This window comes from Dictyoglomus sp. LHC4, from assembly GCF_055181355.1.
On sequence record NZ_CM143707.1, the window covers coordinates 1,369,643 to 1,395,022 of the forward strand.

The following is a 25,380-nucleotide window of genomic DNA, read 5'->3' on the forward strand; positions in this document are numbered from 1 at the left end:
AGGGAAGAAGCAGACCATAAGCCGAATTCTGTTCCCCTTTTTAGGAGCGGCAACCATCTATCTAGGGTAAGGATTACTCCTTACCTCAAGCGGCCAACCCGAGGGTCGGCGGGCCACCTCAACCCCTCCTATTTGGCCTTGCACCGGGTGGGGTTTGTCAAGCCAGGAAGGTCACCCTTCCTACTGGTGAGCTCTTACCTCACCTTTTCACCCTTACCCATATAAGGATTTTCATTAACCTTATATGGGCGGTCTGTTTTCTGTGACACTTTCCTTCAGGTTACCCTGACTGGGTATTACCCAGCACCCTGCCCTGTGGTGTTCGGACTTTCCTCGGAATCTTTCGATTCCGCGGTTGCCTGGTCTACTTCTTCCCTCTCATACAATTTAGTCCAAGGTACAACTTCAAAACCTCTAAGTCCTTCTTTCCTAACTATTTTCCAGTAAGGAACTTTATATGTTACTTTCCTTTCGTATCCGCATTCACAGTATAAAGTCTTTTCTTCTATTCCATCTTCAATAGTTGTCGGAGCTTTGATTAATTTATAACGTACATTCAAAACTTTACCACAATTAGGACATCGAGGAGTTGTTAAATATTTAATAACTCTATCACCTATATATAATATCAAGATTGCAAAAAGTAATAATATTAATTCCATAAATTTCCTACCTTAATAATATTATTCCAACCATAAAATTCTACCACAATTTGGACAATTTACAATATCACCTTTTTTAACCTTTTCTAAAACAGCTTTAGGTATCGAAAGTCTGCACCCTTCACATATTTCTTTATTTATAACTCTGGCAATTGCTCTACTATTTTTAGATTTTAATAGATTATCAAACTCAATCAAATCTTGCTCAGGTATCTTAGACCTTTTCTCAGAAATGTTATTAGATAAGTTCCTTATCTCATCTTTAACTAAATTTATTTCATTTTCTAATATTTTCTTCTTTTTTTCAAACTCTTCTTTCATTTTTTGTAATTCTAAACTTACATCTTTTTTCCTTAAATCTATTTCTTCTGACTGAATCATTAAATTTAATATTTCATCTTCAAGATTAGTAATTTGTTTCTTTAGGTTTTCAATTTCCTTTTCAACATGCATTACCTCTTTAGGATTTTTTAAAGTTAAGCTCCTTTTTTCCTCCTGAGATAGTTTTTCCCTATATATTACAACCTTATCTTCCTTTTCCTTTTGCTGATCTCTAATTAACTTAAAATTATCAATGATCTTTCTTAACTCTTCTTCTTTATCATTAATCACCTTAAGATTTTCATTGAGATAGTTTTCAAATTCTAATTCCAAATTTTTAAGCCTTCTTTCATAATCTTTTAGTTGTAACATTAATTCTTGAATTTCCAATAAACTTGGTATTATTTCTCTCCTCATACTTTCTCCCTAAAATTTTTTATTTATATAAAGTATATCATTTAAAGTATATCATTTTATTATAATCTATCCTTTTCTTATCCAAACTGTCATAGGACCTTTTTCTCTATTTGCCCATGCATAATATGGTATGGCTATAAATTCTACCTCTTTTTTGTTTCTTTCTACTTCTTCCTTCGGTAAATATAAATTGTTCTCCCAAATTCTTCTGTTTACAATCTTTCCCTTGCCTTTTATCGTAACTATTCCTCCAAGAATCTCTGATAGCTCTGCTTTTAAATTATACTCAGAAATTTCCATGTATCTTGGATCTCCCCATGAATTGCCAACCTGCTCCATACAGTAAATTATTGGTCCCCTCTTTATCGTTACTTTCCCTATATTGTCTTTTACCTTTGGATGGCTCTCTATTATTTCTATCTCCATGGGTAATCTTAAATTTATTTTGTCCCCTTCATTCCATTGATTCTCTATCTCTATATATCCATTTTTTATTTCCTTTGTATTTAAATGATTTCCATTTATTTTTATCGTGTAGCCCTTTGCCCAGCTCGGTATCCTTAAAAAGATTTTGTATTCTCCTTCTGCTTTTATTTCAAACTCTATATTCCCTCCCCATGGATAATTAGTCCTTTCTATGAGTCTTATCTCCTTATCTCCCCATGGAATTTTGGCTTCATTCTCTCCATATAAATGAACCCATATTCCTTCTTCTGATGTAGTGTAAAAGTATCCCGGTATTGATGCTATTAATCTTGCTATGTTTGGTGGACAACAAGCACATGCAAACCATGGCTTTCTTCTGTGTTCTCCATTGTCTTCTAATGGGTTTACATAAAAGTATTCTTTACCATTCAGAGATATCCCTGATAGTAATCCATTGTATAATGTTTGTTCCATTATATCTGCAAATCTTCTTTCCCCTTTTGCAAGTAGCATCCTAAAATTCCACATGAAACTTCCTATTGCTGCACATGTCTCTGCATATGCTGTAATATTTGGTAGTTCGTACTCTTCTCCAAAGGCTTCTCCTTCATGTCTTGCTCCTGCACCTCCTGTTATATACATCTTCCTTTCTACAAAATTTTTCCATAATCTTTCTAATGCCTCCATTAGCTCTTTTTCTCCTGTGTCTAAATAGAGATCTGTAGCTCCACAGTTTAGATATAAGGCTCTTACTGCATGTCCTATAATTTCGGTGAGTTCTCTGAATGGTTTGTGGTCTATGTGATATGTTTCTCCGCCTATTAGTCCTCTTCCTCTTTCATCTATAAAGAATTTTGCAAGATTTAAGTATCTTTTATCTCCTGTCTCTCTGTATAGTTCTACAAGTGCCATCTCTATCTCGGGATGTCCACATGTGCCTTCTTTTTTGTCTGACCCAAATACATGGTCTATATGGTCCGCAAATCTTTTTGCAATGTCTAACAAAGTGTCTTTTCCCGTTGATCTGTGATGCGCAATTCCTGCTTGTATTAAATGTCCTGCACAATATAGTTCATGCATGTCTTTTAGGTTTGTCCATCTGTACCTTTTTCTTTCAAAGGTAAAATAGGCATCTAAATATCCGTCTTCATCTTGGGCTTCTGCTACTTCCTCTATGGTTTGATCTAATATCTTTTCTAAATTTTCATCTCTTCCATAAGATGCAAAGGAAAATGATACTGCTTCTTGCCATTTATATACATCTGTATCATTAAAGAAAAAACCATAATAGTCCCCTTCTACTTTTCCTGCTGCTCTTCTAAAGTTGTAAAATCTTTGTGTCTCTTCCAATAGTCTATATTGCTCTGGTAAGGTAACATCGTGTAGTGTTATTATTCTTTTCCCCCAAAAACCAGATACCTTTACAGAGGATATAGGTATTGTCTTTAATCTCGCATATGGACTCTTTGTAGTATCAATTACAAAGCTTCTATTCATCTTCTGTTCCCTTTTATTATTGATTTATTGAAAAATTTTATTAGCTTTCTCTTTAATTATTTTACGTTTTTCCAAAGTCTTGTCAAAAAGAGGATTAAAAACTTCAGGTAACCTTTTTATGATCTCACTAAAAGAACTCTTTTTTTCTAAGAAAAGTTTAGCTATTCAATATATATGATTTAAAATCACATGTCTTCATCTATCTCTGACATTTTAGTAAGAGTTAACTTTGAAACTTTTATTTTAGATATTTTTTCTATGTTTTCAATCGTTAATGGTCTTATAAAAGAAATAATGGGTCTTCTTCATTAAGAACATCTTTGATTACATCTAATAAATCTCTCAATTCAAATTGTTTTACCTATAGAAAAATATGTTTTGCTTTAATAGCCATATCTCTTTTACTATTTTCTTTCTTTATTTCAGGTACATTTTTTTCAAATCTTTAAGTTTATTTTTAACTCTTTGTAGAAATTATAATTCCTACACTTTCATTACCCATGAATCCAAAAAGTATGGTATTTTTTAGCTTTTTTCTGCTTATTCTAATATATATTATATAAAATTAAGAATAGAAAATATGGATCAGATTTGGGTCAATAGTAATTAAAATTAATTAAAGATGGTGGGCGGAGTAGGATTTGAACCTACGACCTCCTGCTTGTGAAGCAGGCACTCTAACCGCTGAGCTATCCGCCCAAGTTTGCTAATGATAAAGTAATACAAAAAGAAATTTTTGTCAATAACTATAAAGGAACCTTCCGGAAATTCTAAAATACAGTATTAGAATCTACAAATATCTTATCATTTTTCCCATTCTCCCATATACCCCAAATTATATAAGTTCTATAACAAGTAATGAAAGTTTTTAAGATGTCCCACAGAGTCACTCAAATACATACTTTTCTATAACCAAATCTAGTTCCATTAACTATTAACCCCTTCTATCTCACTTCTTTTCTTTGAAAAAAATACTTTCCCAACTTTCTTAATTAACTCATGTAAAATCTCCGTTGCAACTTTTTGAACCTTATAATGATATGTAGAGTTTAAAACAGCCAAAGATAAAACGATAAATACATCACTATGGGATTAAGGTTTGCCTACCTTTTTAGAGGCTAAAATTGGGTTTTCATTTAAAACTCTTTCACTAATTAAAGTGTTTTACAAAAAGAATATTTATCTTCTTCTTTCCTTTCATCCATTAACTAAAATCAAAAAGGATTTATAATGAAAATTACATAAAAATAAAAAATGGTGGGCCCGCCAGGATTCGAACCTAGAACCAACCGGTTATGAGCCGGCTGCTCTGCCGTTGAGCTACGGGCCCAACTTTCAACGAAAATTATATTATATTCTTCTATAAATTTCAAGAGCTTAAGTGTAATTTAAAAAGTAGAGGGGAGAAATCTTAAATTCTCCCCTCTTCAAATAGCTTAAATCTTAGGTAGATCCTTAAGTGCTTCTTCAACCTTTTCCTTGGGATAAGAATAATCTTCCAGTCTACCTGTTAAATATTGATCATAGGCAGAAAGATCAAAGAAACCGTGACCACTAAGGTTAAATAATATTACTCTTCTTTCTCCTTTTTCCTTGGCATCCAAAGCCTCATCAATAGCTGCTCTTATAGCATGGCAAGATTCTGGTGCTGGTACAATACCCTCCGTCCTTGCAAAAAGAACTCCTGCTTCAAATACTTTTGTTTGAGGATATGCTACAGCCTCAATATATCCATTATGGTAAAGAGCACTTACCAAAGGTGCCATTCCATGATAACGTAAACCTCCTGCATGAATAGAAGGAGGAATAAAATTATGTCCAAGTGTGTACATCTTTAAAAGAGGGGTCATTTTAGCCACATCACCAAAATCATATGTATATATACCTTTTGTAAGACTTGGGCAAGATTCGGGTTCTACAGCAATAATTCTAATCTTTTTACCCTTAAATTTTTCTCTTACAAAAGAAAAAGAAAGACCTGCAAAATTACTTCCCCCACCCACACATCCTATAATCACATCAGGAAATTCTTCTGCCATTTCCATCTGCAACAAAGCTTCTTCTCCAATTATGGTCTGATGTAAAAGTACATGATTAAGTACGCTACCAAGTGAGTATTTTGTATCATCTCTTTTAACTGCATCTTCTACTGCTTCACTAATAGCGATACCTAATGAACCAGGAGAATCTGGATCTTTCTCTAAAATTCTTCTTCCAGCTTCCGTATCTTGACTTGGGCTTGGTACAACCTTTGCACCCCATATTTCCATTAAGGATCTTCTATAAGGTTTCTGATAATAACTTACTTTAACCATATATACCTTGCATTCTAACTTAAAGAAATTGCATGCCATAGATAAAGCAGAGCCCCATTGGCCTGCTCCAGTCTCTGTAGTTAATCTTTTTACACCTTCCAGTTTATTGTAGAAAGCTTGAGCTACTGCAGTATTTGGTTTATGGCTTCCTGGAGGACTAACCCCTTCATATTTATAATATATATGTGCTGGAGTATCTAAATATTTTTCCAAATTTACAGCTCTATACAAAGGTGTGGGTCTCCAAAGCTTATAAATATCTAACACTTCTTCAGGAATAGGAATATACCTTTCTTGACTCACTTCTTGTTTAATTAACTCCAAGGGAAAAATAGGTGCAAGATCTTCAGGCTTAACAGGCTGTAATGTTGCAGGATGAACTACAGGAGGTAGCGGAAAAGGAAGATCAGGTATAATGTTGTACCAATCCTTAGGAAGTTTTGACTCTTCTAAAATATACTTATACTGACTCATACATTAAAAACCTCCCCTAATAAAAATTAAAGCCTCCTCATCCACAAAAGACGAGAAGGCTTGTTCTCGTGGTACCACCTTAATTGAGGTAGATATACCCCAACTCTTTGCCCACTTAACGGAGGCTAACCCGTTGGAGACTACTCGGAGATATATTTTCCCTTTCGTTCCAAGGCTCGAGGCCCCATTCACTACCTGCAAGATGGCTAGTTTACAGCTAATACCAACCTCTCTGTTATCTTGCTATTTGGTAGATACTATTTCCCTTCACAGCCTTTCCTATTTTTAGATGATATTATACTATAAATTTTCAATAACAAAAACTCTTGGTAGAAAATTTTTTATTTTTATGTTATTTTATATCAAATTGGTATAATTTATGAAGGATGGGGTGAAAAAATGCTTAAAATAATTGAAACAATAGTTGCAGACTATAAGGCTGTATTTGAAAAGGATCCTGCTGCAAGAAGTTTTTTAGAAGTAATACTTTGTTATCCGGGTTTTCATGCTATATTATTACATAGATTAGCCCATTTTCTTTGGAAATTAAAAATACCAGTTATTCCACGTTTAATTTCCCATCTCAATAGACTTTTAACAGGAATAGAGATTCATCCTGGAGCAAAGATTGGTAAAGGTTTCTTTATTGATCATGGTATGGGGGTAGTAATAGGTGAAACAACAGAAATTGGAGATAATGTACTCATATACCAAGGTGTTACCTTAGGAGGAACAGGTAAAGAAAAGGGTAAAAGACATCCTACAATAGGCAACAATGTGGTTATAGGAGCAGGAGCAAAAGTTCTTGGTCCAATAACTATAGGAGACAATACAAGAATAGGTGCTGGATCTGTAGTATTAAAGTCTGTCCCCCCCAATTGTACAGTTGTGGGAGTACCAGGAAGAGTTATAGTTCAAGAGGGGAGAAAATTAACTCCTAAGGAAATGTTAGAACATGGTAATATCCCAGACCCTGAACTAAGTTTAATTGAAGAACTAAAATCAAGAATTGAGTACCTTGAAAATAGAATAGAAAAGCTGGAAAAACTATTAAGAGAAAAATCAGAAAATTTATGATATAATTACAGATTAAAAGAAAAAAGGTTCCCGGGGGAGCCTCTGAATCCGAGGCTGAGAGGGTAGTGGAAGCTACCGACCCTTTGAACCTGATCTGGGTAATGCCAGCGTAGGGAAGGGCTAAGGATAAAAAAGTATAATATATTTAAGATTTATAAAATTTAAGGTTCCCTTCCACTATGCTGGCGAGGGAACCTTAAATTTTAATATAGGAGGTGCTTCATAATGTCTCAAAAGCCTGTAAGGCTTCTTACAGAGGGTGCTCTATCCATAGCTTTATCTCTACTTCTTTGGTATTTGCGAATAGGAGCTATGCCTCAAGGTGGAAGTATAAGTATGCAAATGCTTCCTCTCTTTATCTTTGCTTTAAGATGGGGAACATTATCAGGTATTTTAGTAGGATTAGTATATGGGGTTATACACTCTTTACAAGATATGTATGTTGTTCATTGGGCCCAATATTTATTAGATTATCCCATTGCTTTTAGTTTAATAGGCCTTTCAGGAATAGCAAAAAAGGTTAAGGCCTCAAAAATAATTACCTTTTTTATAGCTTTACTTTTCTTAGCAGGTTCAATTCTGTTTGTGGTTAATATATCTAATGAACTTCCTCAAGCTCAAAAAACTCTTGAAGAGTTAAAATTAAAACTTCAATCTGCCCAAGGTGAAGAAAAAACTAATATAGAAGAGGATATTAAAGATTTAGAATTTAAGTTGAAGTGGTTCCCAATTTCAAGAATAGTTTTAATAGTTGCAGGTATTCTTGGGGCATTACTTTTAATTTATGGTGCAGTCCTCAGAAAGACCCAAGAACCCATAGAACTTGGAGTATTTATTGGTGGTCTTGGAAGATTATTTGCTCATTTCCTGTCAGGCGTGATTTTCTTTTCCCAATATGCTCCACCTGGGACACCTGCATGGATTTACTCCCTAATATATAATCTTTTTGTAGTTGTACCTAGTACTTTTGTATGTTTACCATTAATACTACTTATATACCCCAGATTAAAAGAAAGTGAGATATAATAAAAGAATCTATGAAAATAGTAATTTTTGCAAATGGAGAAAGCACTTTAGATATAAATGATATAGGAACTATATTTCCTGTCGACAAAATTATTTGTGCTAACGGTGGTACTAAATTGGCATTAAGGTTTGATATAACTCCTGACATAATTATAGGTGATTTAGATTCATTAACAGAAGATATATTTAAAAAGTTTGAGAATAAAAAAATAGAGTGGAAAATCTATCCAAAAGAAAAAGATGAAACTGATTTAGAATTAGCTGTAAGAGAAGCTATAAAATTCAACCCCCAAGAAATATATTTTATTGGACTATTGGGGGGAAGAATTGACCATTTACTTTCTAATCTATTCTTTTTAGAAAAAGTAAAAGATATGGGCATAGAGCCATATGTAATAGATAAAAACTTAAATATATATCTTATGAAAGGGGAAGAAGAAAGAATATTTTGGGGGAACAAGGGAGATAAACTCTCCCTTATTCCCTTATCAGATGTAGTTGATGGGATCTTTTTAGAAGGCTTAAAATACCCATTACAAAATGAACCCTTATATAGAAATCTTACAAGAGGAATAAGTAATGAATTCGTTTTACCACAAGCAAAAATAAAAATTTCTGAAGGGACACTCTTTGTAATACACCTACACAAAAAATAAGCTTTTATGTTAAAATATATAGTCTTTATTTTTCAAAATCATTGAAATTTTTTTATTCTGGGGAGAAAATGGAAAAAAGCAAAATAATATTAGTTGGCTTAGAAAAAGAGATGGAAAATTCCTACTTAGATTATGCTATGAGCGTAATCGTAGGAAGAGCTTTACCTGATGCAAGGGACGGACTAAAACCTGTACAAAGAAGAATCATATATTCCATGTACGAATCTGGAATGCTACATAATAGACCCTATAAAAAGAGTGCCCATGTAGTAGGTAATGTCTTAGGTAGATATCATCCTCATGGTGATACTGCTGTCTATGAAGCCTTAGTAAGAATGGCTCAGGTTTTTTCCTTCAGATACCCATTAATAGATGGACATGGGAATTTTGGTTCCATAGACGGAGACGAACCAGCAGCTATGAGATACACAGAGGTAAGACTTGCTCCTATAGCATCAGAAATAATTGCAGATATAGAAAAAGATGTGGTAGATTTTATACCCAACTATGACAATTCACTAAAGGAGCCGGTAGTACTTCCCACTAAAATTCCTCAACTTCTTATGAATGGTTCTTCTGGAATAGCCGTTGGAATGGCAACTAATATCCCACCTCATAATTTAGGAGAATTAATAGATGCCTTACTATATTTAATAGAAAATCCTCATGCAGGGCTTGATGAAATATTAAGGTTTATAGATGGTCCTGATTTTCCAACAGGTGGAATAATTGTGGGAAGAAAAGGAATAAGAGAAAGTTACTTAACAGGTAAAGGTAAAATCATAGTAAGAGGAAAGGTTAAAATAGAGGAAACAAAAAAAGGTGAAAAAAATATTATTATTACCGAAATACCCTATCAGGTTAACAAGGCTAATCTACTAACCCAAATTGCCGAACTTGTACAAGAAAAGAAAATAACTGGAATAAAAGACCTAAGAGATGAGTCGGATAAACATGGAATAAGAGTTGTAATAGAGCTTAGAAAAGAAGCAGAACCCCAAATTGTTATTAATCAGCTTTATAAACATACCCAATTAGAGACCACTTTTGGAGTTATCATGCTTGCCATTTTAGATGGTCAGCCTAAAGTCTTTAATCTTATAGAATTACTTAAGATTTTCTTAGAACATAGAAAGGATGTTGTACTGAGAAGAACTAAGTATGATCTGGAGAAAGCAAAGGCAAGAGCTCATATTTTAGAGGGACTGTTAATAGCGTTAGATCACTTAGATGAAGTAATAAGAATTATAAGACAAGCTGAGAATGCTGATTCTGCAAGAGAGGAATTAATGATAAAATTTAAGCTCACACAGGTACAAGCCCAGGCAATCCTTGAAATGAGATTACATCAATTAACAAAGCTTGAAAAAGAGAAATTAATAAGTGAGATGGAAAGCATAAGAAAAACTATTGAAGAACTACAAAAAATACTTAACGATGAAAAAGAATTACGGAAAGTAATTGCAGGGGAACTAAAAGAGATAAAAAATAAATACTCTGATAAAAGAAGAACAGAAATTCAAGAGGAAGAAAAAAGCGATATAACTATTGAGGATTTAGTACCTGATAATCCTGAAGTTGTATGTCTTACTCGAGAAGGATATATAAAGAGACTTCCATTATCCACGTATCAAATACAGAAAAGAGGTGGAAAGGGTCTTAATACTCTTGCCAATAATATAAATGACATAATAACTTCTTTTGTAGTTACATCTACAAGAAGTACATTATTTTTATTCAGCAACAAAGGAAGGGTCTTTTACATAAAAACCTATGAATTAGATGAAACTTCAAGACAAAGTAAAGGTACTTCTCTTAAGAATTATATAGGCATATCAGAAGGAGAAGAAATAACAGAAATTATATCTTTAAATGAATTTCCTCAAAATCTCTATTTCCTATTTGTAACCTCTCAAGGAATAGTTAAAAAGACCCCTGTGGAAGAATTTCAAAATGTTAGAAAAACCGGTATAAATGCCATAAAATTAGCAGATAATGACCTATTGGTTAACGTATTCTTAACCACTGGAAACGATCAAATTATATTATTTACAAAGAAAGGTAATGCTATAAGATTTGATGAAAAAGATGTTAGACCTATGGGGAGATCTGCTCAAGGAGTGGTAGGAATAAAACTAAGAAAGGGCGACTCTGTAATAGGTGGAGTAATAGTTAAAAATGATGAAGACATTGTACTTGTTACAGAATATGGCATAGGGAAAAGGATAAAACCTGATGAGTTCAATTTGCAAAAAAGAGGTGGAATTGGAATTAGAGCAATAAAAATAACACCTAAAACAGGTAATTTGATAGGAATAAAAAATGTGTCAGAAAATGATGAAGTATTAATTAGCACTCAAAAGGGGCAAATCATAAGATTAGCTGTAAAAAATATACCTATCATGAATAGAAATACTCAAGGGGTAAAATTGGTAAAATTAAACGATGAAGATAGAGTAGTTAGTATTGATCTGATGAGTAACGAAGAATGAAAAAATATGAATTAATAGATCATACAGCAGATATAGGGATAATTGCATATGGAAGTACGAAAGAAGAAGCCTTTGAGATATCAGCAGAAGCAATGTTTGACCTTATGTGTCCGTTAGAAAAAATTGATGAAAAGGAAAGGTTTGACATTGAAGTGGATGCTGAAGATTTAGAATCTTTACTTGTTACATGGTTAAATGAACTCCTTTATGTATTTGACGTTAAAAGACTTATATTCAAGAAATTTAATGTCACCCTTATAGGGAATAATCAACTGATAAGCCGCTGTTTTGGTGAAAAATTTGATCCTAAAAAACATGAAATCATAAGAGAAATAAAAGCAGTAACATATAATCTATTAAAGATTGAAAATAAAGATAATCAATGGATAATACAGGTGGTATTTGATATTTAATGGCAAACTTAATAGTTGGAGAATCTCAATCAGGAAAAACAACACTTATAAAAGTCCTTTCAAGAGGAAAGGCACACATTAAATTTTCTGATTATAATATATGTGCAGTACCCAAAGAGGATGAAAGGCTAATAGAACTTTGGAAAACATTTAAAAGTAAATCTATTAATTTTATAAACTTAGACTTTATGGATCCACCAGGTAATGCTACTTTTACATCCCTAAATCCCCAACTTCATGAAAAAATACAAAAAGCAGAAATAATTCTTTATATGCTGCCCCTTTTTAGAGAAGATAAAGATCTTGATGAAATAAAAAACCAAGAAAATGAATTGATACTAAAAGATCTGGAAACCATAGAAAAACTTTTGAAAAATAGAAAATTAGGTATACCTGAAAAAGCAGTTTTAGATAAAATCCAAAAAAGTTTATTAGATGAGATTCCATTAAGCAATATGGTATTTAGAGAGGATGAACTAAAAATACTTTCTGCTTGGAATCTACTATCTATAAAACCAATTTTTTACATAATAAATATCTCAAATACTCAATTAGAAGATGAAAAACTTCTAAATTCCATAAAGGAGAAATTAAAAGATAAAATATATTTCTTATTTCCGGCTAAATTAGAAGAAGAACTCTTAGAACTTGATGAAAAGGATGTCACAGAGTACTTGTCCATGTATAACTTATCAAAAAGCATAAGAAATCTATTAATAGATAAAATTTTTGAATTTAACAATCTTATTTCCTTCTTTACAGCTGGAGAAAAGGATGCTCGAGCTTGGAAGTTAAAAAAAGGAAGCACAGCTTTAGATGCTGCCGGTGTTATTCATACAGATATTGCAAAAGGTTTTATAAGAGCTGAAGTAATAAGATGGGATGAGCTTGTAAAAATCGGTGATTGGAAAAAGGCATATCAAGAAGGAAAAGTAAGAATAGAAAAGAAAGATTATATAGTAGATGATGGAGATGTATTATATATAAGATTCCACATATAAAATTACTTAAGTCTTTTCTTCTTTAACAAAATCATAAAGTGTATATTTAGCCAGCGTTTCTCTTAGTTTATTTGTCATCTCAATCCATAAAGGTCGCGTTTCACACTGAGAAACTCTCTTGCATTTATTAGGAGAAACTATACAATCCACTAATGCAGTCCTACCTTCTAAAGCTTCCACTACCTCTAAAATCTTAATTTCCTTTGGATCACCATTTATATAATAACCACCTTCTGCTCCAACCTCAGCCTTAACAAATTTGTTTTGCGAAAGAACTCTCATAATTCTTTCCAAGTATCTTAAAGGAATCTCTTCAGCCTCAGATATTCTCCTTACACTTACAGGATTTCCTTCTTTTTGATTTTTAGCTATGTATATGAGAGCTCTCAAACCATATCTTGACCTTGTCGATAATTTCATAATTATTACACCTCTAAATTCATACTTTTTTAGGATATTTTACATATTATCCTTTTAAAAGTCAAACATCAATCAGATCAAAACATTCTTCAGCCATTGAAAAGATTTATTACCCCAAATCTCATGTCCTCCATCAAAAAACTCATAATTTAAATTATCAGATACATTTAAAAAGTCATATACTTTTTTAACCTTTGAAAAAGCAAATTTTGTCGCTTCTATAGGAAAAATAGGATCTTTTATACCATGCTCAATAAATAGAAATCTTGGCGCAATAAGTCCTGCAATATCATACATCTCTGCATATTTCAAAATACTATAAATATAATTACATTCACAATGAGAAATACTTAATATGCTGTCTTTAAAAGTATTTAAATATCCACTAATAACGGTAGCTTTAATACGATCATCCAAGGATGATGCAAATAAGGAAGAGGTCCCACCACCTGAAATCCCATAAATGCCTATAGAATCTTTTTTTACCTCAAGGAAATTGTGAAGTACATCAATACTTCTTATTATATCCCAAACCCTAAGCCCTATAACTGTTTTACCAAGCATTAAAGCCCAGAAAAATAACTCTCTACATGAAGAAATCTTTTCCTTCTTTATTATTTTCCTGTATCCAAAACCCAATTGTTCAACAACAAATGTAATGAAACCATGTTTTACCAATGAGATTCCAAAATCTTTCATATAACCAGACGGAATTTCTCTTTCATTACCATTCTCATCAAGTCCAATAGCATCACTCATTCCTATACCATGACCAGGAACAGCAATAACAGCAGGAGCAGGAAATTCTACCTTTTTGGGAGTAAGAAGATAAGCATAAACTTCTATATCTTCTGCCGAATTGAACATGATAAGTTCTCTCTTATAATCCTCAAAATACTTAGTATCTAAAACCCTCAAATTGATATCACATTTTTCTGGAAATCCCCCTAAAAGTTCAATTAACTTTAATCTAAAATTTTTTCTCCAATTTAGCCATTCTTCCTTATTCTTTGCCTTAAATCCATATAATCTTTCATTTTGATAAAGCTTTTTAAAATATAAAAAGTCCATAAGTATCCTCCTTAACCAAAATACTGTTTATATTGTACACCAGTAACTTATTTGATGTTAACAGAAATAAATGACTGTTTTAAAATAACTCAAGATGAATTAAAGAGGTTAATAAATTGAAGTTAATTACGGATTTTCATATACATTCAAAATGTAGCAGGACTACAAGTAAAGATATGGATCTATATGTCCTTACAAAATGGGCTAAAATTAAGGGAGTAAATATTTTAGGTACTGGCGATTTTACACATCCATTATGGTTTAACGAGTTGAAAGGTAAATTAAAAGAAGAAAACTACGGCATATATTCTTACAATAATATTTATTTCATTTTATCCTCAGAGATAAGTTTTATATATAATCAAAATAACAAATTAAGGAGAATTCATCTTCTTATTTTTGCTCCTTCCTTTGAGATAGCATATAAGATAAATCGTATACTTGAAAAATATAGTAATTTAACGTCAGATGGAAGGCCAACATTAGGTAAACCCATACAAAAAGTTATACCTCAACTTTGGGATTTATCTGAAGAGATCTATATAATACCCGCTCATGCTTGGACACCTTGGTACTCTATATTTGGCTCAAAATCAGGTTTTGACTCAATAGAAGAGGCCTTTAGTAATTATTCTAAATACATTTTTGCTATAGAGACTGGATTAAGTAGCAACCCCTCTATGAATCGGAGGTTAAGTAAATTAGATAAGATTTGTTTAATTTCAAATTCAGATGCCCATTCCCCAAATAAAATAGGTAGAGAAGCTAATGTACTTAATTGCAATTTAAATTACAAAGATATCTTTAATGCTATTAAAAATCAAGATAAAGATAAATTTTTATATACTATAGAATTTTTCCCAGAAGAAGGAAAATACCACTTTGATGATCATAGAAATCATAATATATTATTACACCCTAAAGAGAGTATTAAGTTAGGGAAAATCTGTCCCATTTGCAGTAAACCACTTACTATAGGTGTTCTACATAGAGTAGAAGAATTAGCTGATAGAGAAGAGGGATATTTACCTATTAAAATACCTTATAAAAATTTAGTACCATTGGAAGAGATTATTGGGCAAGCTTTAAATAAAGAACCTTCATCACCTATTGTACAAAGGGAATATTTAAAAATCATATCAAATCTTGGAAATGAGCTAAACATCTTAATGGATGTATCATTAGAGGATATAATTAGAATTTCTGGAGAAAAAATTACCAAAGGTATAGATCTTATGAGACAGGAAAAATTAAAAAAAATTCCTGGATATGATGGGGTCTATATTAAAATAATAATTTTTCTAGAAGAGGCATCTTTAGAAAATCAACTTTCTCTCTTCTAAAAAGGCCTTTTGAAAAGCTCTAAAATTTTATCCTTTAAAGTTATGCCTGGTACTAAGTTTTTAAAATCTTCAATAGCCTTATCAAATCCGATATCATAACCTCTTTTCTGACTCTCTAACCATTTATGATCTGATATATAAACGTAAAGATCTGCTTCTGTTCTTCCTGGGAAAGCATCCAAAAGTCTTTCTTGTTGGATTTTTTTAACAATTGGTAGATAAATATTTCTATACCAACCTCTTGCTGCTTCTTTAATATTAACCTCCTCTCCCCTTTTTTCGCTCATATAATATTTATGTTCTAAAATTTGATTTAAAAGCTTTCTATACTGCCCTATTTCTGTAAGAATTATTTCTCTTAATCCTGTAATTAATTCAAAATCTGACCTTTCTCTGTGTAATATATTTTCTATACTGTTTTCAGAAGGAATATATTCAATTACATGAGCATCAATCTCTTTTTGACCTAATTTCTTTGCTACAGCCACTCTATGATTTCCATCAACAACATAATATTCGTCTTTTATTTTATAAACCTCGATAGGAGGTAAAATTTTTCCTCTCAAAACTGCATTTTCAAGCTCTTGTAATCTACTTTTTGAACTACCTTTTAAAGGTCTAAATTCTTTATCAAAATCTTTATATCTTCCAACACTACCCACAATCTTATCAACCTCAATAGTCTGATAACCTAAGTCTCTCCATCCTGAAATTTCTTCTTCTTTTAAAACTTCATCAAAACTCTTTAAATGTTTTTTATTTTTAAAAAATCTCTTAAAAAACCTCATTTCTATAAATCCAAAAGAATTATTCCAGAACAGTTTATAATTTTTGTATTACCAAGCTCTGCAAATCTTTTAGAGTTATAAACATAATTCATGTGTGTATGTCCGTGAAGAAAATATTGAGGTTGATATTTCTCTATTAATTTTAGAAAAGCTTTAAAACCTTTATGAGCTAAATCATCTCCTTCATGAATTCCAAAAGGTGGAGAGTGAGCTACCACAATGTCTACACCTTTTCTTAACTTTAAAAATAATCTTCTAATTCTCCACTCCATTTCCCTTTCGGTATATTGAAATTTACCTACACTATATTTTATAGAACCACCAAGTCCCAAAATTTTCTTCCCTTTAAACTCTATTATCCTTCCATCAATACTTTCACAACCTTCTGGAGGCCTCTTTTCATATATCTCATCGTGATTTCCATGTACATAAAACACTGGTACATTTAACATTGTAGCTATATAAGTAAGAAGTTCAGACATAACATCCCCACAGGATATAACCCCCTCTACCCCTTTATATGGAGTTATATCAAATTTTTCATAAAAATTTGGAGATTCAATATCAGATATAGCTAATATCTTCAACTTAAGGGCTGTCCTATCCTCATCTTAAGTTCATTAATATATCCTATAGAGAAAGGATCCTTATCTGCTAAATAAGCAAGATATACAGTAGCAAAATCTCCTAAATATGTCATAGAAAAGAACTGAGTAAGAGGAGATTTTCCTTCAGCTTGCCACATGAATATAGGTACTCCTCTTTCAGAGATTTTCTCTTTCATAAACTCTACCCGAATCTTCATTTCACCATCAAGAGAAGTGTACAAGAAAATAAGAGTTAATGGTTTAATAACTTCATCCATAGCTTCCCACGCCATAATTTCATTATGGTTAAGCTCTGGAAAGAAGTGATAAAATGCAGGATATTTTGAATTTTCATTGATTTGACATTTCCATCTATAAGCTGCTACCTTCCATTTTTCCTCTACAGCATAAATAACAGGAATACGCTTAAAGATCATTTTTGCAACTTTTTTGGCCACATTTTCTTCTGTTGGTACTTCTCTCTTGAAGCTTTCTCTTGCCTTTTTAAGATAATTAATAGTCTCCTCTATATCTGACTTTTTGGAGGATACTACTCCTATTTTTTCCAAAACTACAAAAGAAGGAATTGTTACATAGCCTATAGCAGCTCTTGGTGCCATGCCTGATGGTATCTCAACCAAAGTAAGATTTTTTTCATTTGCAAATTCTTTTAATTTTCCTCCACTTGTTACTGCCACAACAGAGGCTCCTTTATCATAAGCAGCTTTGGCAGAATTTAAAGTTTCTACAGTATTACCTGAATAACTAACCGCAAATACTAAGGTTTTACTATCCACCCAAGTAGGGAGATCATAATCTCTGTTTACATATATAGGAAATCTTGCTTCTTTAAAAAGAACACTATGTAAAACGTCGCCTCCTATAGCAGATCCACCCATACCAAGCACAATAACCTTCTCTATGTTATAAGACACATTTTTTATAGGAGCAGAGTAAGAAACTTCTGCAGCTCTTTCTATTTGTTCTGGTAAATTATAAACTGCTGAGTACATGTCCTTGGGGTCTAAGTTTTTAAGAACTTCAATCTGATCTAATTTCTCTACCATCTTTATGCCTCCCTTAATTATTTTGTTTGTGAAATTATTTTAGCTTATAATTAAAGCGTTGACAATAATTAAATACTCTGTATACTTTAAAAGTATTTAAGATAGTTTAAGAAAGGAGGATAAAAGAAATGGAAACAAGAGTTGTATGGAATGGAAAAATGAAATTTACAGGAACAACTACTTCCAACTTCAATATCGTCATGGATTCTACACCAGATCATGGAGGAGAAAATGAAGGACCTCGCCCTATGGAGCTTATACTCGTAGCTCTTGGGGGATGTACAGGTATGGATGTAATCTCTATTTTAAATAAAATGAAAGAGAAGGTTGAACATTTTGAGATGAAAATCACAGCAGAAAGAGCCCAAGAACATCCTAAGGTTTATACTAAAATACATATTGAATACATTTTCAATGGGGAAAATTTAAATGAAGCTAATATCAAAAAAGCCATAGATCTTTCTCAAACAAAATACTGCTCTGTATCTGCTATGTTAAAAAATACAGCAGAAGTTACATATTCATATAAAATAATTTAATGGAAGGGAGAGAACAGGCTACATATGGATAATATAAGAGTAAGAATAGCACCAAGTCCTACTGGATATCTCCATGTAGGGACTGCTCACACTGCTCTTTTTAACTGGCTTTTTGCAAAGCATAACAATGGTAAATTTATATTAAGAATTGAGGATACTGATATACAAAGGTCATCAAAAGAATATGAAGAAAATATTTTAGAAGGACTAACTTGGCTTGGTCTATATTGGGATGAAGGTCCATATTATCAAACTCAAAGATTAGATTTGTACAGAAAATATGCAGAAGAACTTCTTAAAATAGGTGCAGCATATTATTGTTATTGCACTCCTGAAGAATTAGAACAAAGAAGACAAGAGGCTTTAGCTCAAAAAAGACCTCCAAAATATGATAGAAAATGCTTATATCTATCAGATGAAGAAAGAGCAAAATACGAAAGATGGGGACGAAAACCTGTAATAAGATTATTAGTCCCAGAAGGTAAAACTATTTTTAATGATATCATAAGAGGCGAAATAGAATTTGATAATGAGGATATAGGAGATTTTGTGATAATGAAATCAGAAGGCATTCCTACCTATAATTTTGCTGTAGTTGTAGATGACTACACAATGGGAATCACTCATGTAATAAGAGGAGAAGATCATATATCAAATACTCCAAAACAGCTTTTTATATATAATGCCCTCAACTGGACTCCACCTGAATTTGCCCATTTACCTTTACTTCTTGGTCCGGACCGATCTAAACTTTCAAAAAGACATGGCGTTACATCTGTTACAGAATATAAAAAGATGGGATATTTACCAGAAGCTTTAGTTAACTACCTTGCTCTTTTAGGATGGACCCCAGAAGAAAATAAAGAAATTTATACAATTGAAGAATTAATAGAACTTTTTGATTTAAGAAGGGTCACAAAAAATCCAGGTATTTTCGATATAACAAAACTTGAGTGGATAAATACACAACATATAAGAAGACTTTCTGTAGAAAAATTGGCTGAGCTTACTTTGCCATTCTTAGAAGGAGTGGAATGGTTCTATAAGAACAATTTTGATAAAAATTACTATTTAAAAGTTGTCTCTATTCTACAAGAAAGATTAAAAACTCTATCCCAGATACGAGAATATGGAGATTATTTCTTCTTAGATAAACTAAATTACGACCTTGAAACTGTAAAAAAAGTATGTAAAAGTCCAGATATACATATCTACTTAGAGAAAATTAAAGAAGAATGGTCTAAAATTCCAGATTCAGAATTCAACGCTCAAAATTTAGAAAACATATTAAGAAATTTAGCTGAAACCCATCAGATTCCAACAAAAAATTTAGTCCATCCTATTCGTGTTGCGTTAACAAATAAAACTGTTGGGCCAGGTCTTTATGAGCTTACAGAAATTCTTGGGAAAGAAAGAGTCATAAAAAGATTAGAAGAGTTTATAGAGTTCCTTAAAAAACTTTAAAGCCCAAAAGTAATATGTTAAGACGCTCTCCTTATAAAGATATAATAAATTACGAAAATATCCTTTCTAAGGATATAGTAGAAGGAGAGCGTCTTTTTCTGCACTATACCTTAATACAAGCAAAAAGCAATATAGAAATAGCCGAAAAATCTGACTATTTTGTCTCTCCTCTTCTCTTTTTCTATGGTATAGTAGCATTAGCTAAAATTATAATTTTTAAAAACTCCAAGATTATACCAAGAGAGGTTTTACATGGACTTACAGTAAGAGTAGCTGGAGCAAAATCCATAGATTGGACTAAAAATTATGATCCTAAAAATGAAACAGTTCTCGTTAAGGAAAAAGGTCTCTTTCCTCTTTTTTACAAATCTATATCTTCTCATGCTCTTCCCGAGGGTGAAAAATACACCTTAGGAGATCTCTTCCTCTTTCTCGAAAGAAAAACCTCATTAGAACCCTTAGCTGTCCATTATCTTATTCTATTTCTTCTATCCATGTTAGCAAGATATGAACCTCAAAAGTGGGGATGGGCATATGAAAAATCTTCTTTCTCAAGAGAATTGAATACCTATTTAAAAATTGTAGGAAGAGAGATTTATGATCTTTGGAGGGAGAAGATTAATTTATAATAGCTTTCAAAAAGATCCTTAATCAGGGTAATATTATAAAGATCTTTAAAACTCATCAGCTTATTATAACTTTTATCAAAGTATTTTTCAGCAGTATTAAAGGTAGCTTCTTTTACCCTTTTTTTATCTAAAAGTTCAATTATGTATAAAATATCCCTCTCAGATAATCTTTCCCTCATCCATATTTCTTCTAACATCATTCTTTCCTTATCTGAAGCCTCCGAATATAAGTACAATACAGGATAAGTTTTCTTCCGTCGTAAAAGGTCATTAAAGGTATTCTTTCCTGTTTTATTTGGATCCCCCCAAATTCCCATAGCATCATCAGTTATTTGGAAGAACAATCCAAAATCTCTACCAATCTCTTGGAAGATTTTTGCTATATCTTCCTTATAAATTGCTGAATAAGCCCCTAAATAGAAGCTCGTGGAAAAAAGTTTAGCTGTCTTTTTCTCTATCATAATAAGATATTCTTTAAGAGATACTTCCTTCTTTTTTTCAAACAATAAATCCAGATATTGACCTTCTATAAGTTCTCTTATAGTCTCAGTAATAGTTGATAGGGTTTTAGTAAGAAGCTTAGGATTTAAATTAGATAGAACCTGAAATGTCATATCAAATAAAAGATCTCCCACATTTATAGCTTGAGCTTCTCCCCAAATTTTCCATACAGTCCATCTTCCATGTCTTTTCTCATCTCTATCTTGAATATCATCATGAACAAGAGAAAAATTATGAAGAAATTCTAAAGAGGATGCTATATCTAAAGCAGAGTCAAGATCACCTCCTAAGGATTGATTTATTAATACACAAAAAAGAGGTCTTAATCTTTTTCCAACTTTAAACTCCACAAGAGGCTGAAAGTTTTCATCCACCCAGCCCATATGGTATGCAGTAATAAAATGAACTGGAACCTCTGATGAAAACTTATTCCAATTTTCTTGTAATCTTTTCTCTATTTGAAGAAGATATTTTTGAATTTCATTCATATCCATTCCATTATTTCTTTAAAAAATTCCAAAAATTGTTTATCTGATAAAGCTTCGTTATGAGCAGGTGTTATACATACTACCTTTCCATTACCATAATAATGATACCATCCTGCTATGGAATCCCCATTTAAGGATTGGGAATAAAGAAAAACATTTGTTCTTTCTTTATCACAATATACAAAATAGTGTTCATCAAAAAGCTCAAAATTTATATTTTCCCCATCCTTAGGCGATTTTCCGAAATATTCTACTTTCCCTCTTTCAGGATGATATTTAAAATAACCTCTTAATATATCTTTTACAAAAAGACTTTCTGGATTATAGGAGGCAAGACCAGAGTGCCAGACTAAAAATTTTCCTCCTTCTAATATATAATTTTTTATATTACTTTCTATATCTTTTCGCATCCAAACTTTGTCTTTATCTTGCTCTATTCTATTTCCCCTTCCCAAAATAATCAAATGATAATTTTTTAAATCAGTAGAAAAATCATCTGGAATTATGTAATCAATATAGTCCTCTTTATTTTTTACTTTTTCTAAGGCTTCTTTTAAATAAATTTCGGGATGATAAAAATCTCCTAATATTGCAAGAATTCTCCTCATTTTCTAAAAATTCTCCAAAAGTTCTATTATAAATTTTATTTTTTCAAATGAATCGAGATAAGTATACATACCACCTGTATAGTAGCCTTGCTGAGCAATTTCTATACCATTTTTCTTAAAATCCTCCATTATCTTTTGTGTACCCTTTACTAAAAATCCTAAATGATGTAATCCTTCCCCATGAGTATCTAAAAACTCTCTCCAAGTAGAAGGATTATCATCCGGTTCAATAAGTTCTATCTCTACGTTCTTAAAATTTTTAAAGAAAGCAAGCTTAGCCCTTGCTGGTGTAGGATTTCCTTTATATTGTGTCTTAGCTTTTTCATAGACATCAGTGATAATAATTTCAGGTTTTTCAACCCCAAAAATTTTAGAATATTCCTCTACCGCCTTTTCAATATTTCTCACAATTATACCTATCTGAACCACTACATCAGTACCTAAAATATCATTCACCATTTTCTTTTTCCTCCTTACAATATATTCTATTTTTTATTATATAATTTTCTACAAGCTCTGGTAACAAGTATTTAATAGACAATCCTTTTTTTATTCTATCCCTAATCTCTCTTGCCGAAATAGGGAAATATGGAAATTCTAGAAAAAAGATCCTATCTCCAAATTTTTCAAAAAGTTCCTTAATTTCTTTGGAAAAATAATTTTCTCCTCTACTTCCAATAACTATTTTTGAAAGTCTCAAAATATCATAAGGATCTTTCCAAGTTAGAAAATATTTAAATGCATCTTGTCCCAGTAAAAGATACATCTCCGTATTATAAAAAAGTGAAGATAGATCTTTTAAAGTGTCAATAGTGTAAGAAACACCTTCTCTTTCAAGCTCTATAGGTAATACCTCAAAATAAGGATTATTAAGAATAGCTAACATAACCATCTCATATCTTTGTTTTGAAGTAGCTTCTGGAATTTCTCTATGGGGTGGTAACTTATTAGGTATAAAAAATACCTTATCTAAATGAAATTTTTCTCTTGCATACTCTGCAAACCAGAGATGTCCATAATGAATAGGATCAAAAGTACCTCCTAAAACCCCAATTCTCTTCATAGTTATCCTTTCAATATTAAAGAATTATTTTTTTTATCAAATATAAACATGTAATCTCCTATTTTAACTATATCCCCATCAGACACTATATATTTATTCAAAAGTTTTATAATTCCTCGTCTTTTAATATAATTAGAAAAATAGGCAAAGGCTTGTGGATTATAAAGATCTAATTTATTAGCCATTTTTTCAGTTTTATCATCTTTAAGTACCCATATATTCTCTTCATTTTTCTCAAGTAATGGTACCTCTACCTCTTTAATTAATTCTTTATTAGAAATCTCTTTCTCTAAGTCAATAGCAGGAATATCTTTCTTCTTTTCTTTCACATATTTTTCTAACATTTCTAAAAACTTATCTATATTTATTCCCTCTTTGGCTGAGATAAAGATATAAGGTATATTTAAGCTTTTAAGCCATTCTTCAATTTCTTTCATTCTTTCTTGAGTCTCTGGTAAATCAATTTTATTGATTACCATAATCCTCGGTTTTTCAAGAAGTTTTGGACTATAAAGATTTAACTCTTTTTGTAATATTTCATATGCTTTTTGTGGAGGATTCTCCAAATCACTTCCATCAAGAACAAAAACCAGAACTGATGTTCTCTCAATATGTCTTAAAAATTCATCTCCCATTCCCTTGTTTTCATGGGCTCCTTCTATGAGTCCTGGAATATCTGCTACAGTAAATGTAAAATCTCCTCTATCCACAACACCAAGATTAGGGAATTTTGTTGTGAAAGGATAAGGAGCAATTTCTGGAGTTGCATTAGTTATTTTTGAAAGAAGAGATGATTTACCAGCATTTGGAAAGCCCACAAGTCCTATGTCAGCTAAAAGTTTTAATTCTAAATATAGCCACCTTTCCTCTCCTTTTTCTCCCTTTTCCGCAAAATAAGGAGTTTGTCTTGTAGAGGTTGCAAAATTAGCATTACCCCTACCACCCTTACCACCTTTTGCTATCACTATTCTTTGTCCATGGGATGTCAAATCCCCTAATAATTCTCCTGTTTCAGCATCAAAAATTAAAGTTCCTACTGGAACTTTAATAATTAAATCCTTTCCATCTTTTCCTTTTTGATTTTTACCTTTTCCGTGCTCTCCTCTCTCAGCATAATAATGACGTTTATAATGGAAATCGAGTAGAGTATCCAAATTCTCATCAGCTTCTATAATTACATCTCCACCCTTTCCACCATCACCACCAGCAGGTCCTCCTTTGGGCACATACTTTTCTCTACGAAAAGCAATACATCCATTACCTCCATCACCTGCTTTAATATATATTTTTGCCCTGTCTATAAACATACCTTAGACTAATTTTGAGAAACAGGAAGAACATTTATATATTTTCTGCCATGTTTTACAGAAAACTTAACAATACCTGGTTTTAATGCATAAAGAGTGAAATCTTTACCCAAACCCACATTTATACCAGGATAAATCTTTGTACCTCTCTGTCTAACTAATATATTACCAGCATCCACCAACTGCCCCTCAAATCTCTTTACTCCCAAATATTTAGGATTACTATCCCTACCATTTCTACTTGCTCCACCTGATTTTTTGTGAGCCATTTATTTTCACCTCCCATTTTTAAGGTGTTACTATTTCTTGTATTAAAAGTTGTGTGAATGGCTGTCTATGGCCATACTTCCTCCTATAATGTTTCTTTCTTTTGAACTTAAATACAATTACTTTTGGATATTTATCCTGCCTAACTACCTTTGCCTTAATCTTAGCACCATCTACGTATGGCTTTCCTACCAAAACATTATCCTCTTTACTTACCAATAGAACTTTATCCAATACTATCTCTTCACCCACATTTGCTTTTAATTTTTCCACATTAACTAAGCTTCCCACACTTACTTTATATTGTTTTCCTCCTGTTTCCACTATAGCAAACATTCCCTATAACCTCCTTACAAAAGTTGATATTTTAAATGAATTAACATTACAATTTATCACTTTATACAAGTATTTGTCAAGATTTCAAGATTAGAAAGTAAAATTTGACAGCTGTAGTTACATAA

Annotated in this window: 25 protein-coding genes, 2 tRNA genes, 1 other RNA gene, 1 riboswitch and 1 other annotated feature; of the genes, 10 read left to right on the top strand and 18 right to left on the bottom strand. The window is 32.0% G+C overall.

Annotated features, from left to right (window positions below; all coding sequences use genetic code 11):
* Positions 1-2 precede the first annotated feature (2 nt).
* The 6 genes from rnpB to ACY3JO_RS06905 form a co-directional block, all read right to left on the bottom strand.
* Positions 3-371: RNase P RNA component class A (gene rnpB, locus ACY3JO_RS06880), an RNA gene on the bottom strand.
* Positions 372-683: 312 nt separating this feature from the next.
* On the bottom strand, positions 684-1,400 hold the full coding sequence (locus tag ACY3JO_RS06885) for a zinc ribbon domain-containing protein (RefSeq protein WP_463084280.1): 717 nt from the start codon (positions 1,398-1,400) through the stop codon (positions 684-686).
* A 66-nt stretch (positions 1,401-1,466) separates the two neighbouring features.
* Entirely contained in the window at positions 1,467-3,323 is a 1,857-nt protein-coding gene (locus ACY3JO_RS06890; RefSeq protein ID WP_463084281.1) for a glycoside hydrolase family 127 protein, read from the bottom strand.
* Positions 3,324-3,946: 623 nt separating this feature from the next.
* Positions 3,947-4,022 (bottom strand) — tRNA-Val (locus ACY3JO_RS06895).
* A 556-nt stretch (positions 4,023-4,578) separates the two neighbouring features.
* A tRNA-Ile gene (locus ACY3JO_RS06900) sits at positions 4,579-4,653 on the bottom strand.
* A gap of 106 nt (positions 4,654-4,759) precedes the next feature.
* Positions 4,760-6,112: a TrpB-like pyridoxal phosphate-dependent enzyme gene (locus ACY3JO_RS06905; RefSeq protein WP_463084282.1), complete on the bottom strand. Its 1,353-nt coding sequence runs from the start codon at positions 6,110-6,112 to the stop codon at positions 4,760-4,762.
* Positions 6,113-6,155: 43 nt separating this feature from the next.
* Positions 6,156-6,392 (bottom strand) — a binding site (T-box leader).
* 128 nt (positions 6,393-6,520) lie between these two features.
* Here ACY3JO_RS06905 and cysE point away from each other — a divergent pair.
* The 6 genes from cysE (at position 6,521) to ACY3JO_RS06935 (ending at position 12,777) form a co-directional block, all read left to right on the top strand.
* A complete protein-coding gene (cysE, locus tag ACY3JO_RS06910) occupies positions 6,521-7,189 on the top strand; it encodes a serine O-acetyltransferase (protein WP_463085661.1) in 669 nt (222 codons plus the stop codon).
* A 22-nt stretch (positions 7,190-7,211) separates the two neighbouring features.
* Positions 7,212-7,322, top strand: a riboswitch (TPP riboswitch).
* 92 nt (positions 7,323-7,414) lie between these two features.
* Positions 7,415-8,215 (top strand): energy-coupled thiamine transporter ThiT, encoded by an 801-nt coding sequence (locus ACY3JO_RS06915; RefSeq protein WP_463084283.1) that lies wholly within the window; start codon positions 7,415-7,417, stop codon positions 8,213-8,215.
* Positions 8,216-8,226: 11 nt separating this feature from the next.
* The gene (locus ACY3JO_RS06920) at positions 8,227-8,871 is read left to right on the top strand and encodes a thiamine diphosphokinase (protein ID WP_463084284.1); all 645 of its coding nucleotides are present in this window, start codon (positions 8,227-8,229) and stop codon (positions 8,869-8,871) included.
* A 68-nt stretch (positions 8,872-8,939) separates the two neighbouring features.
* A complete protein-coding gene (gyrA, locus tag ACY3JO_RS06925; protein ID WP_463084285.1) occupies positions 8,940-11,363 on the top strand; it encodes a DNA gyrase subunit A in 2,424 nt (807 codons plus the stop codon).
* On the top strand, positions 11,360-11,776 hold the full coding sequence (locus ACY3JO_RS06930; protein WP_463084286.1) for an archease: 417 nt from the start codon (positions 11,360-11,362) through the stop codon (positions 11,774-11,776). The genes gyrA and ACY3JO_RS06930 overlap by 4 nt, the downstream gene beginning before the upstream one ends.
* Complete coding sequence (locus ACY3JO_RS06935; RefSeq protein WP_463084287.1) at positions 11,776-12,777, top strand: DUF933 domain-containing protein; 1,002 nt, start codon at positions 11,776-11,778, stop codon at positions 12,775-12,777. The genes ACY3JO_RS06930 and ACY3JO_RS06935 overlap by 1 nt, the downstream gene beginning before the upstream one ends.
* Positions 12,778-12,783: 6 nt before the next feature.
* Here the strand turns inward: ACY3JO_RS06935 and ACY3JO_RS06940 are convergent, their stop codons facing one another.
* Both ACY3JO_RS06940 and ACY3JO_RS06945 read right to left on the bottom strand, forming a co-directional pair.
* Positions 12,784-13,197 carry an RrF2 family transcriptional regulator gene (locus ACY3JO_RS06940; protein ID WP_463084288.1) on the bottom strand — a complete coding sequence of 138 codons (414 nt, stop codon included), beginning with the start codon at positions 13,195-13,197 and terminating at the stop codon, positions 12,784-12,786.
* Positions 13,198-13,269: 72 nt separating this feature from the next.
* Complete coding sequence (locus tag ACY3JO_RS06945) at positions 13,270-14,268, bottom strand: alpha/beta hydrolase family protein (protein WP_463084289.1); 999 nt, start codon at positions 14,266-14,268, stop codon at positions 13,270-13,272.
* Between the two features lie 116 nt (positions 14,269-14,384).
* Here ACY3JO_RS06945 and ACY3JO_RS06950 point away from each other — a divergent pair, with 116 nt between their 5' ends.
* Positions 14,385-15,611: an endonuclease Q family protein gene (locus ACY3JO_RS06950; protein ID WP_463084290.1), complete on the top strand. Its 1,227-nt coding sequence runs from the start codon at positions 14,385-14,387 to the stop codon at positions 15,609-15,611.
* Here ACY3JO_RS06950 and ACY3JO_RS06955 read toward each other — a convergent pair.
* The 3 genes from ACY3JO_RS06955 to ACY3JO_RS06965 are packed head-to-tail and all read right to left on the bottom strand — an operon-like array spanning position 15,608 to position 18,053.
* Complete coding sequence (locus ACY3JO_RS06955; RefSeq protein WP_463084291.1) at positions 15,608-16,399, bottom strand: ParB/RepB/Spo0J family partition protein; 792 nt, start codon at positions 16,397-16,399, stop codon at positions 15,608-15,610. The two genes, ACY3JO_RS06950 and ACY3JO_RS06955, sit on opposite strands and share 4 nt — an antisense overlap.
* 2 nt (positions 16,400-16,401) lie before the next feature.
* On the bottom strand, positions 16,402-16,986 hold the full coding sequence (locus tag ACY3JO_RS06960; protein WP_463084292.1) for a metallophosphoesterase family protein: 585 nt from the start codon (positions 16,984-16,986) through the stop codon (positions 16,402-16,404).
* Positions 16,983-18,053 carry a bifunctional phosphoglucose/phosphomannose isomerase gene (locus ACY3JO_RS06965; RefSeq protein WP_463084293.1) on the bottom strand — a complete coding sequence of 357 codons (1,071 nt, stop codon included), beginning with the start codon at positions 18,051-18,053 and terminating at the stop codon, positions 16,983-16,985. The genes ACY3JO_RS06960 and ACY3JO_RS06965 overlap by 4 nt, the downstream gene beginning before the upstream one ends.
* A 128-nt stretch (positions 18,054-18,181) precedes the next feature.
* Between ACY3JO_RS06965 and ACY3JO_RS06970 the strand changes: the two genes are divergently transcribed.
* The 3 genes from ACY3JO_RS06970 to ACY3JO_RS06980 are packed head-to-tail and all read left to right on the top strand — an operon-like array spanning position 18,182 to position 20,685.
* Positions 18,182-18,592, top strand: a complete 411-nt coding sequence (locus tag ACY3JO_RS06970; RefSeq protein ID WP_463084294.1) for an OsmC family protein — start codon at positions 18,182-18,184, stop codon at positions 18,590-18,592.
* A gap of 24 nt (positions 18,593-18,616) precedes the next feature.
* A complete protein-coding gene (gene gltX / locus ACY3JO_RS06975) occupies positions 18,617-20,056 on the top strand; it encodes a glutamate--tRNA ligase (RefSeq protein WP_463084295.1) in 1,440 nt (479 codons plus the stop codon).
* 14 nt (positions 20,057-20,070) lie between these two features.
* On the top strand, positions 20,071-20,685 hold the full coding sequence (locus ACY3JO_RS06980; RefSeq protein ID WP_463084296.1) for a YaaC family protein: 615 nt from the start codon (positions 20,071-20,073) through the stop codon (positions 20,683-20,685).
* Here the strand turns inward: ACY3JO_RS06980 and ACY3JO_RS06985 are convergent.
* Genes ACY3JO_RS06985 through rplU form a run of 7 tightly spaced genes read right to left on the bottom strand, consistent with a single transcriptional unit; the run spans position 20,652 to position 25,255 of the window.
* The gene (locus tag ACY3JO_RS06985) at positions 20,652-21,680 is read right to left on the bottom strand and encodes a polyprenyl synthetase family protein (RefSeq protein ID WP_463084297.1); all 1,029 of its coding nucleotides are present in this window, start codon (positions 21,678-21,680) and stop codon (positions 20,652-20,654) included. The two genes, ACY3JO_RS06980 and ACY3JO_RS06985, sit on opposite strands and share 34 nt — an antisense overlap.
* Entirely contained in the window at positions 21,671-22,282 is a 612-nt protein-coding gene (locus ACY3JO_RS06990) for a ThuA domain-containing protein (protein WP_463084298.1), read from the bottom strand. The genes ACY3JO_RS06985 and ACY3JO_RS06990 overlap by 10 nt, the downstream gene beginning before the upstream one ends.
* A gap of 3 nt (positions 22,283-22,285) precedes the next feature.
* A complete protein-coding gene (locus ACY3JO_RS06995) occupies positions 22,286-22,741 on the bottom strand; it encodes a VOC family protein (RefSeq protein ID WP_463084299.1) in 456 nt (151 codons plus the stop codon).
* The gene (gene nadD, locus ACY3JO_RS07000) at positions 22,731-23,345 is read right to left on the bottom strand and encodes a nicotinate-nucleotide adenylyltransferase (protein ID WP_463084300.1); all 615 of its coding nucleotides are present in this window, start codon (positions 23,343-23,345) and stop codon (positions 22,731-22,733) included. The genes ACY3JO_RS06995 and nadD overlap by 11 nt, the downstream gene beginning before the upstream one ends.
* A 2-nt stretch (positions 23,346-23,347) precedes the next feature.
* The gene (obgE, locus tag ACY3JO_RS07005) at positions 23,348-24,652 is read right to left on the bottom strand and encodes a GTPase ObgE (RefSeq protein WP_463084301.1); all 1,305 of its coding nucleotides are present in this window, start codon (positions 24,650-24,652) and stop codon (positions 23,348-23,350) included.
* Between the two features lie 8 nt (positions 24,653-24,660).
* Positions 24,661-24,921, bottom strand: coding sequence for a 50S ribosomal protein L27 (gene rpmA, locus ACY3JO_RS07010; RefSeq protein WP_148807410.1), 261 nt, complete (start codon positions 24,919-24,921; stop codon positions 24,661-24,663).
* Between the two features lie 19 nt (positions 24,922-24,940).
* Positions 24,941-25,255 (bottom strand): 50S ribosomal protein L21, encoded by a 315-nt coding sequence (gene rplU / locus ACY3JO_RS07015; RefSeq protein ID WP_463084302.1) that lies wholly within the window; start codon positions 25,253-25,255, stop codon positions 24,941-24,943.
* Positions 25,256-25,380: the final 125 nt, after the last annotated feature.